Source organism: Rhabdaerophilum sp. (assembly GCF_046092605.1).
Taxonomy (GTDB): Bacteria; Pseudomonadota; Alphaproteobacteria; order Rhizobiales; family Beijerinckiaceae; genus Rhabdaerophilum.
On sequence record NZ_JBJTDY010000050.1, the window covers coordinates 1 to 8,350 of the forward strand.

General features: G+C 62.9%; 9 protein-coding genes. 3 read left to right on the plus strand and 6 right to left on the minus strand.

The window, feature by feature from the left end:
• Positions 1-254: replication initiation protein RepC (repC, locus tag ACKODO_RS04435; RefSeq protein WP_408982244.1), on the plus strand; the 254-nt coding region annotated here is incomplete at its 5' end.
• Between the two features lie 101 nt (positions 255-355).
• Here the strand turns inward: repC and ACKODO_RS04440 are convergent.
• Positions 356-1,846, minus strand: coding sequence for a PLP-dependent aminotransferase family protein (locus ACKODO_RS04440; protein ID WP_408982245.1), 1,491 nt, complete (start codon positions 1,844-1,846; stop codon positions 356-358).
• A 92-nt stretch (positions 1,847-1,938) separates the two neighbouring features.
• On the opposite strand from ACKODO_RS04440, the gene grxC reads away from it, so the two are divergent.
• Positions 1,939-2,778 carry a glutaredoxin 3 gene (gene grxC, locus ACKODO_RS04445; RefSeq protein WP_408982246.1) on the plus strand — a complete coding sequence of 280 codons (840 nt, stop codon included), beginning with the start codon at positions 1,939-1,941 and terminating at the stop codon, positions 2,776-2,778.
• Positions 2,779-3,762: 984 nt separating this feature from the next.
• Here the strand turns inward: grxC and ACKODO_RS04450 are convergent.
• The 5 genes from ACKODO_RS04450 to ACKODO_RS04470 all read right to left on the minus strand — a co-directional run bounded on the left by ACKODO_RS04450 (position 3,763) and on the right by ACKODO_RS04470 (position 7,777).
• Complete coding sequence (locus ACKODO_RS04450) at positions 3,763-4,320, minus strand: hypothetical protein (RefSeq protein ID WP_408982247.1); 558 nt, start codon at positions 4,318-4,320, stop codon at positions 3,763-3,765.
• A gap of 62 nt (positions 4,321-4,382) precedes the next feature.
• On the minus strand, positions 4,383-5,534 hold the full coding sequence (locus tag ACKODO_RS04455; protein ID WP_408982248.1) for an L-dopachrome tautomerase-related protein: 1,152 nt from the start codon (positions 5,532-5,534) through the stop codon (positions 4,383-4,385).
• Between the two features lie 193 nt (positions 5,535-5,727).
• The gene (locus ACKODO_RS04460; protein ID WP_408982249.1) at positions 5,728-6,429 is read right to left on the minus strand and encodes an SDR family oxidoreductase; all 702 of its coding nucleotides are present in this window, start codon (positions 6,427-6,429) and stop codon (positions 5,728-5,730) included.
• A 194-nt stretch (positions 6,430-6,623) separates the two neighbouring features.
• A complete protein-coding gene (locus ACKODO_RS04465) occupies positions 6,624-7,079 on the minus strand; it encodes a VOC family protein (RefSeq protein WP_408982250.1) in 456 nt (151 codons plus the stop codon).
• Positions 7,080-7,081: 2 nt separating this feature from the next.
• Positions 7,082-7,777 (minus strand): type 1 glutamine amidotransferase domain-containing protein, encoded by a 696-nt coding sequence (locus tag ACKODO_RS04470; protein ID WP_408982251.1) that lies wholly within the window; start codon positions 7,775-7,777, stop codon positions 7,082-7,084.
• 207 nt (positions 7,778-7,984) lie between these two features.
• Between ACKODO_RS04470 and ACKODO_RS04475 the strand changes: the two genes are divergently transcribed.
• A partial coding sequence (locus ACKODO_RS04475) for a LysR family transcriptional regulator (RefSeq protein ID WP_408982252.1) occupies positions 7,985-8,350 on the plus strand: 366 nt, incomplete at its 3' end.

An 8,350-nucleotide genomic window follows, 5' to 3' on the forward strand; every position in this document is an offset into this window, starting at 1 on the left:
AGCTGGTGCGGGCCATGCTCGGAATTTCGCCGGATGCCTGGCGCGATGCGGTGGAAACCATGGGGCAGGCTGATGCCTCGATCGTCGTCGCGGCGATCCTGCAGAAGGGCGATGAGGTGCGCTTCCCCGGCGGCTACTTGCGGGCGCTGACCGAGAAGAAGCGCGAGGGCCAGTTCTCCGTCGGACCCATCCTCATGGCGCTGATCGGCACGAAGCTTAAGGCCATGCGGGGAGAGAAGGGGATACCGCTATGACAGTTTTGGGGCCGCTAGCCGCCATAACTCGAGCGGCGATCTTATGTCCGCTCAGAGCACGGAGTTGTTCGCGGACGCTGATTGATAGCCGGCCTATCCGGTCATTTCTCAATCCACGGGTTGTGTGAAGCAAGCAACGAAAGCAGGTGTCCGGAAGCCTCGACCAGACGCTCAGGGCGGAAGCCGCCGAAGCCGAGCATGAGGCCCGGCCGGCCTGGAGGCTCTGCGTACATCGGGGAGATCGGTCTCACCGCGATTTCCATGTTCCGGGCCAATTTGGCCAATCTCACATCGTCGGCACCCGAGGGCAGCCAGAGCAGAATGTGCATTCCTTGATCGCTTGGCTGTATCTCGCATCCATCCGGTAGCCCTTGGCTCAGCGCGGCCAGCAAAACAGCGCGGCGTTCGGCATAGAGCCCGCGTATGCGTCTGACATGCGCCTCGAAGAACCCATCGTTCATGTAGGCCGCCAGCAGATGCTGATCGGTCAGTGGGGAGTGTCTATCGAGAATGGCGCGAGCGCCTGCGAAGGCATCGACTAGTTGCGATGGGGCGATCACATAGCCGAGCCTGAGGGATGGGAATAGGACCTTGGAGAAGGTGCCAAGGTAGATGACACGCGAAGGGCTGAGCCCCTGTATGGCGGGGAATGGGTGGCCCGCATAGCGCAACTCGCTGTCGTAGTCGTCTTCGACGATCCAGGTGCGATTTTGTTGGGCCCACCCCACCAGAGCCTGTCGTCGGGACATGCTCAGCGGCATGCCGACAGGATACTGATGGGAGGGGGTAACGAACGCGGCCCGCGCATCCGGAGATGCCGCCCATGCGGCGCCAACGTCGAACCCTTGCTCGTCCACGGGCACCCGGTGGGTCTGGAGGTCGAGATCATCCAGGACGGCCGTCAGGCCGGGATAGGTGGGGTCCTCGGCCCATACTGTCTCGCCCCGCGACAGCAGGACTCGCGCTGCCATGGAGAGCCCTTGCTGCGTGCCTGACGTCACGATGACGTTGTCAGGCGAGCAATGGACTGCTCGCGCCCGACGTACGTGCGTGGCGATTGCCGTCCGCAGTTCCAGAAGCCCATGAGGGTCAGCGTAGGTGGAGGGAGCGGCCCGGCCGGACGCCCGCACTCGGTTGCCAACCCGGCGCCATGTATCGTCGGGCTCAATGCCGGCTGCCGGGATGGCGACCGCGAAAGGAATGGGCGGCTGCGGCACCAAGGACTGAACCAGGCCGGCCAATCGCACTGCTGCGGCCGGCAGTGGTTCCTCGAGTGTGGCTGGCCGACCCGGTGACACCGGAGCAAACATGGAGCCTGCCTGGAGATCCGCCGTCACGCGGGTCCCGGCCCCGACCCTCGCATCGAGGTACCCTTCGGCAGCGAGTTGGTCGAAGGCTTGGGCGACGGTGCCCCGCGCGAGCCCGAGCGATACCGCCAGCGTCCTCGTGGACGGCAGGCGCTCGCCCGGCTTGAGCTCACCCGACACGATGGCCTCCCGGAGATGCTGCGCCAGCTGACGACCCAGATTTCCGCGACTGCGATCCAGCGCCTTGAGGGAGGGGACGATCACGGTGATGCGGCGCTTGGGCATGATAATGGCCTAAGTGGATTGGCTCAGAATGGCACTTTATGCCGAGCCATTAAAGGCAGAAATGTTCATCATTGCCGCAAGGAGTTGCCGCCATGACAGGCCAGCACACCACCAATCCGATGACGCTTCCCGATAATCTGCCGCGTCCGGAAGATGACGGCGGCGCGGCGCATCTGACAGGCATGCGCATGCCCAGCCTCTCGCTGCCTTCGACATCAAGCGAACTGGTCGATCTGTCGGCCCTCAACGGCCGCGTCGTCGTCTATGCCTACCCCATGACGGGCATGCCCGGCGTCGAGCTGCCGCCTGGATGGAATGACATCCCGGGTGCGCGAGGATGTACGCCACAGACATTGTCGTTCCAGAGCGAGAAGGACGTGTTCTCAGGATTGGGGGTATCGATCTTCGGCCTCAGCACGCAGACACCCGCCTATCAGCAGGAACTAGCGGATCGCTTGGCGTTGTCCTTTCCAATCCTAAGTGACGCCGACTTTAGGATCACCGAGGCTCTACGCCTGCCGACAATGACAGTCGAAGGCATGCGACTCATCAAGCGGCTGACCCTGGTCATCGACAACGGCGTCATCACGCATGTGTTCTATCCGGTGTTCCCGCCCAACGCGTCGGCTTCCCAGACGATCGCATGGCTCCGTCAGCATCCGATGGCTGGCACCTACGACCCCGGCGTGACGATCTACACCACGCCGGACTGCCCTTACTGCAAAAGGGCCAAGGCTCTCCTCGGCAGCAAGGGGATCATGTTCACGGAAATCGACGTCAGCCAGGATGGCTCGGCGGCAGAGACCATGGCGGCCCGGAGCGGTCGGACGACGGTTCCACAGATTTTCATCGGGGCGACCCACGTGGGCGGTTCGGATGAGCTGCTCGACTTCGCAAAAAGTGGTCGCTTGGACGCTGTGCTGTCATGCTGACCGCGATAACAAGGAGAGTCTGCCCGGCGGAGCTGCCTCAAGCCTTGGGTAGGCAAGGCGTCACACAGGTTATCGTGGGTGCTTTGCGAACGTCGTGTCGCCCCGCATGGAGCTGACGGACCTAGTCGAGCCCTGACACTGGCCAAAGGACAAACGGGTGCCCGATTGTCCGATGAATATCCTAGCCCGGAGCCAGCATTCAGGTCGCACGTCCACAGCGAAATGCTTCGACAGCGCGCCTAGACCCTACATCGATAAGGAAACAGTTGCTCGCCCGACCGCCACTGCCCCACCGCGGAGGCACTCTGTTGTCGATTGCTTTCTTCCTTTCTGGCAGCGCCCCTTGCGTAAGGCCAAGGCCGATAGCCGGCATCAGCCCCGCGCCGGCCTTATGTCCGCTCAGGGCGCGGAGCGGGCGAACTGGCTCGACAATCGAGGCAGGTTGAGGCACTCCGGTCGGCAATGCCAATTTGTCCAATCTCAGGCGCTCACGCGAATGTCTGTTAAGTGTCTGACAATAAGTGGAAATTCAGTATTGCGCCAATGATGGATGGGAGCGACGATCAAGATATAATTTATTTTTCAGATGCTTACGCGCTAATTTTTTCGGAACTCATAAAATGTCATAGTGAAGAGCACCGGCAGCTGATTCTGCCACGTCGGTTCTCATCTCTGTGAACAGGTCTCCCAGCCCGCTGGGGCATGCATCTGGAGCTGAGGCCGCCAACGCGTCTGACGCCTGCGAAAGGAACTGAGGATCTCCCCTCAACGCGGGCTGGCCAATGTCAGCTCAGAACTGGAGCTTTCAGCAGGAGCTGGGACCTTTCTGCCGTTCAGAGGTTATCTGTCGAACAGCAGGTTCCGCCAGGAGCCGACATCTAGCACTGCGCCGACCGGCTATCAGAGAGCGAAAAAGCGGCGCCGGTAGCGGACGGTGGGCTATCACTCAGTGACAGCCGTTTTCCGCCAGATTAATTTCGATGGTCAAATCTTGTAGACGCGAGAGAGCACACGCCAAAGACCCGCTACCCAGTTGCCATGGCGTAAATCCTTGGCGAGGCGCATCAGGACCTCCGGGAAGCCCAATACGGGGATTGCCTCCTCTATGGCAGCCACCTGTTTGCGGGCAACGCCATGCCGCACGATGCCCAAGCTTGCGTCGATCCAGTCGGCCTTGCGCGCGGCGTTCACGATCTTGGCATCGGGTCCGGCGAACGCAAACAACTTGTGATGCCAATGGATGATGTTGGCGATGAGTGCAGCATCGAGATGCGGCGCGTGCTGGGCTCGCACGCGCTCGGCCACCGCTTCCGAGGGCTCAAGATAAGCCAGTTCGTGGTCGGTCCACATGCCCACGTCGTGGAAAACAAGTGCAAATGCGATATGTTCGCGCCCCCTCGGATCGTCGCCGAGGAAGTGCACTGCGTAACTCAGAACCCGGTAAATGTGGTTGCGGTATGCGGCAAAGTCTGTGCCGACCGCGTCAGCAATTTGCGGCAGATAGCGCTCGACCGCAGGGTCAGAGACAATTGGCTCAATCATCGAAGGTCTCCATTGGGAAGGCCCGGGCAGGCGCGATGCCGAGCCTGCCCGGCCTGATGGGATCACTGCGAGCGCAACAGGACGGGCCCGGCGCCCACTCTGATGCGAAGCAGTTCATAGGGCTTGCGCCGCAGGTCCCGCCCGCCGTGGAAGCCGGGCTGGCGGTGGAGCTGGTTGGCGGTGAAATAGAGATAGCCGTCGTTGCCGATCGACAGCGTGTCGGGCCAACTGATGCGCGGATCGCTGACCAGCGTCGACCAACGGCCTTCTTCAAGCACGCGGATCGCGTTGCTCTCGTAGTCGCCGGCGAACACGCGGCCCCGGTCATCTTCGGCAATCCCATCCGAGGCACCCTTGCGCCCCATGTTACGAACCGAGCGACCGAGTTCTTCTTCGGAGACTGTAGAGTCGCGCAGCAGCGCTGTGGGCACCGCGTGCAGCGTGCGACCCGACAGCGGTCCGTAATACAGCAGGCTGCCATCTGAGCTGAGCCCGATCGCGTCGCTCGCCACAGCGAACGGCGTCGCAGGACCATCTGCCGGACGGTTCATCAACACCGCGCCGTCGACGGTCGGGGTGAAGCCGGGCTCGGGATTCGTAGTCGCGTGAGCTGACAAGCGGCGGATCGCGTGCCCGCTGGCGATATCGACAACGATGATGCCGCCGACGCCCGCATTGCTGCTGTCAGTGATGTAGGCCACACCCTCAGCGCCCTGACGTAGATCGAACCGCACGTCGTTGAGGTAGGTCGTGGGCAGTACGACGCTGGGCGGCAGGACGATGGTCTTCACCACTCGGTTGGTCGAGAGATCAATCGCGACCAGCTTTGCACCGTTTTCTCGCGGCTGCGAGAAGTTGGGCGCCGCCGTATCGAGCACCCAGAGGCGATTGGCTCCGTCGGCCACCACGCTCTGCACCGAGATGAAATGCCCCGCCGGGTCGGCCGGATCGGGGCGGTTAATCGAGGCGTCGGGATAGGGCACCGCCCTACCATTGACCAGTTCGGCCACCGTGAACGGCGCGTTGTCGCCCCATTGCGGGAAGTTGACGAAGATGCGGCCATTGGGGGCAACGGTCACGCCGGTCGGCATCGCGCCGTCGAAAGTGGCGACCTGTTCGATTTGCGGTGCCGAGGTTGCCTGCGGGGTGGTCGCCCATGCCGCGAGCGACAGCACGGCAGCCGTGGCGAGCATAAGTTTGATCGAGCGGTTCATGGCTTCATTTCCTTCAAGATGCGCCCGGCTTCGCGCGGTTCGGAGCGGAGATATTGCGGCAGTGCCTTGACCGATGCGCCAAGCGCAGCAGCGGCGCGCCAGGGCCACCGCGGATCCCACAAGACCGTGCGTGCCGAAGACGCGGACCGTGGCCGGGAATGTCTGGGCTTACGCCGGTAGCCCTCGCACCGCGTTAGTGGTGCGGGTCGTAGTAGGGTTTTTTCGGTTTCGGGTAGACCGGCAGGTGGGGTAGCAGCACATGCTCAGGCTGCTCTATGGCGAACATGAAGGCTCGGGCAATGTCCTCAGGACGTAGAGCATCCGGCTTCTCCGTGTCGAAGAAGGGCGTATCCGTCATACCTGGGTGAAGGCAGGTGACCCGCCCACCAGCGTCGCCCAACTCAGCGCCGAGGTTATCCGCATAGCCACGAATGAACCACTTTGTGGCGGAGTAGACCGACCCCCACACCGTACCCTGCGCGGCCAGAGAGCCAATCAGGACAAGATGTCCTTTCGAGGCACGCAGGTGGGGTAGTGCGTACTTCGCCGTGTAGGTGACCGCCAGACAATTCACCTCGATCATCTCGCGGAAACTCTCGATAGAGCCAGCCTCGGTGCCGCGGGCTGAGGCCCCCAAACCAGCATTGGGCACCACCACGTCAAGGCGACCGAAACGTGCAACGGAATCCTTAACCATGCGCTCCTGCGCGACGGGATCGGTGACGTCGGTAGGCAGAGAAATAGCCTTATCGGTGCCGAATTCCTCAACCAACTTGTCGAGTCTGCCGGCAGAACGGGCGGCCAGCGCCACCCGATGGCCAGCCTTCACGGCGAAGCGGGCGCAGATTTCCCCGATGCCAGAGGAAGCGCCCGTGATCAGAATTACCTTGGACATTGAATTTCCTGCACGAAAACTGTGGTGCTGCCCGATCGAACAGCACCATCCGCCCTACTGAAGCGGGGCTAGAACTTTTTGCGGCAGCGTCAGAAGAAGCCGGGCTCTGGCCTGTCTCAGGGCGGCCGTCGACCACCGAATGCGGTTGGCGAGCCGCAGCCCGCCGACCGTCAAGGTTTCGAAGAGCCGGGCCATCACCATTCGCCCGTGTTCGGCATCGACGCCCACGGCTCGGCCGGGGCCTTGCGATCACCTTTCTGGAGCAGTTCGATCGAGATGCCGTCGGGCGAGCGAACGAAGGCCATGTGACCGTCGCGCGGGGGACGATTGATCGTCACGCCGCTCGCCTGCAACCGCGCGCAGGTTTCGTAGATATCCTCGACCCGGTAGGCGACGTGACCGAAATTGCGGCCGCCTGTATAGACTTCGGGCGCGCTGCCATCTTCGGGCCGCCAGTTGTACGTCAACTCGACCTCGGCATCGCCGCGCTCGCCGTCACCGCGGAAATCCTCGTCCGCGGCAAGGAAGATCAGCGTGTAACGCCCGGCCGTGTTCTCCATGCGCCGGGTTTCCTTGAGGCCCATCAGCGTGAAGAACCGGACCGCCGCCTCGGGATCGGCGACGCGCAGCATGGTGTGGAGATAGCGCACGATCAGGCGACCTTGTCCTTGAGGGCTTCCATCACGAGTTCCGAGGTGCGATTTGCGCTGGCGGGGTTCTGACCCGTTACCAGGTTGCCGTCGCGCAGGGCGAACGGGGCAAAGTCGGGACCGCCCTCGTGCTTGCCGCCGAGTTCCTTGAGACGGGTTTCGAGCAGGAACGGCACCGCGTTATCGAGTCCGACTGCACGTTCCTCGCTGTCGGTGAAACCCGCGACACGACGGCCGGCGACGAAGGGCGTGCCGTCGGCCTTCTTCGCCGAGACCAGCCCGGCCGGTCCATGGCAGACGGCGGCGACAATCTTGCCTTCGCGGTCGAAGCGTTCGACCAGGCGCGCCAGCTCGTCGCTACCGGGGTAATCGAACATGGTACCGTGGCCGCCGGGCAGGAACAGCGCGTCGTAGCCAGCGGGATCGATGCTGGTGAATACCGGGGTACTGGCAACTTCGGCCTTCAGCCCCTCGTCCTTTAGATAGCGTTCGACCGAAGCGTCGTTCTCGCCGTCGGCGTTTACGCTGCGCTGGTCGACGGGAATGGCGCCGCCCTTGATCGAGGCCAGCGTCACCTCGGCGCTGGCATCGCGGAAGGCGTAATATGGCGTGGTCAGCTCTTCCAGCCAGACACCCGTCGGTTCGGTGCCGGGGGTCATGCGGTCGGCGGACGTGGCCACCATGAGTATGCGGGTCATCGTTAGTTGTCCTTTTTGGTGATGGAACGGGCACGAGCGAAGGCACCCGGTGCCGCCGCACCCGCCGCAATGGCGACGGTGAGGGCCTTGAGCAGCTGGCGGCTATCATGCACTCGTCGTTCCTTTCGCGTCCAAGATATGCGTCATGCGGCATCAGAAAATCCAAAGGGAATGGCGGACGGCCATAAATTCGCTTATGGAAACGGCATGTCCCTCCTGCAGTTGCGCACCTTTGTCGAAGTTTACCGCCGTCGATCGCTGAGCGAGGCGGCCCGGGCAATCGGCATCACCCAACCGGCGGCGTCACAGCACATCGCCTCGCTCGAAGCGCAATTGAGCCGGCCCCTGTTCGATCGCCATTCGCGGGGCGTTCGACCGACATCGATTGCCGACGACCTTGCGGCTTCGATCGGAAGCAGCCTCGATACGGCGGAATTGGCACTGGCCACGGCGCGGGCGCGGTCGTCCCGCATTTCGGGCACGGTCCATATCGCCGCGCCGTCGGATTTGCTGGGCGAGATGATCACGCCCCGACTGGCGCCGCTGCTGGAAGCGGGGCTCGACCTGCGCCTG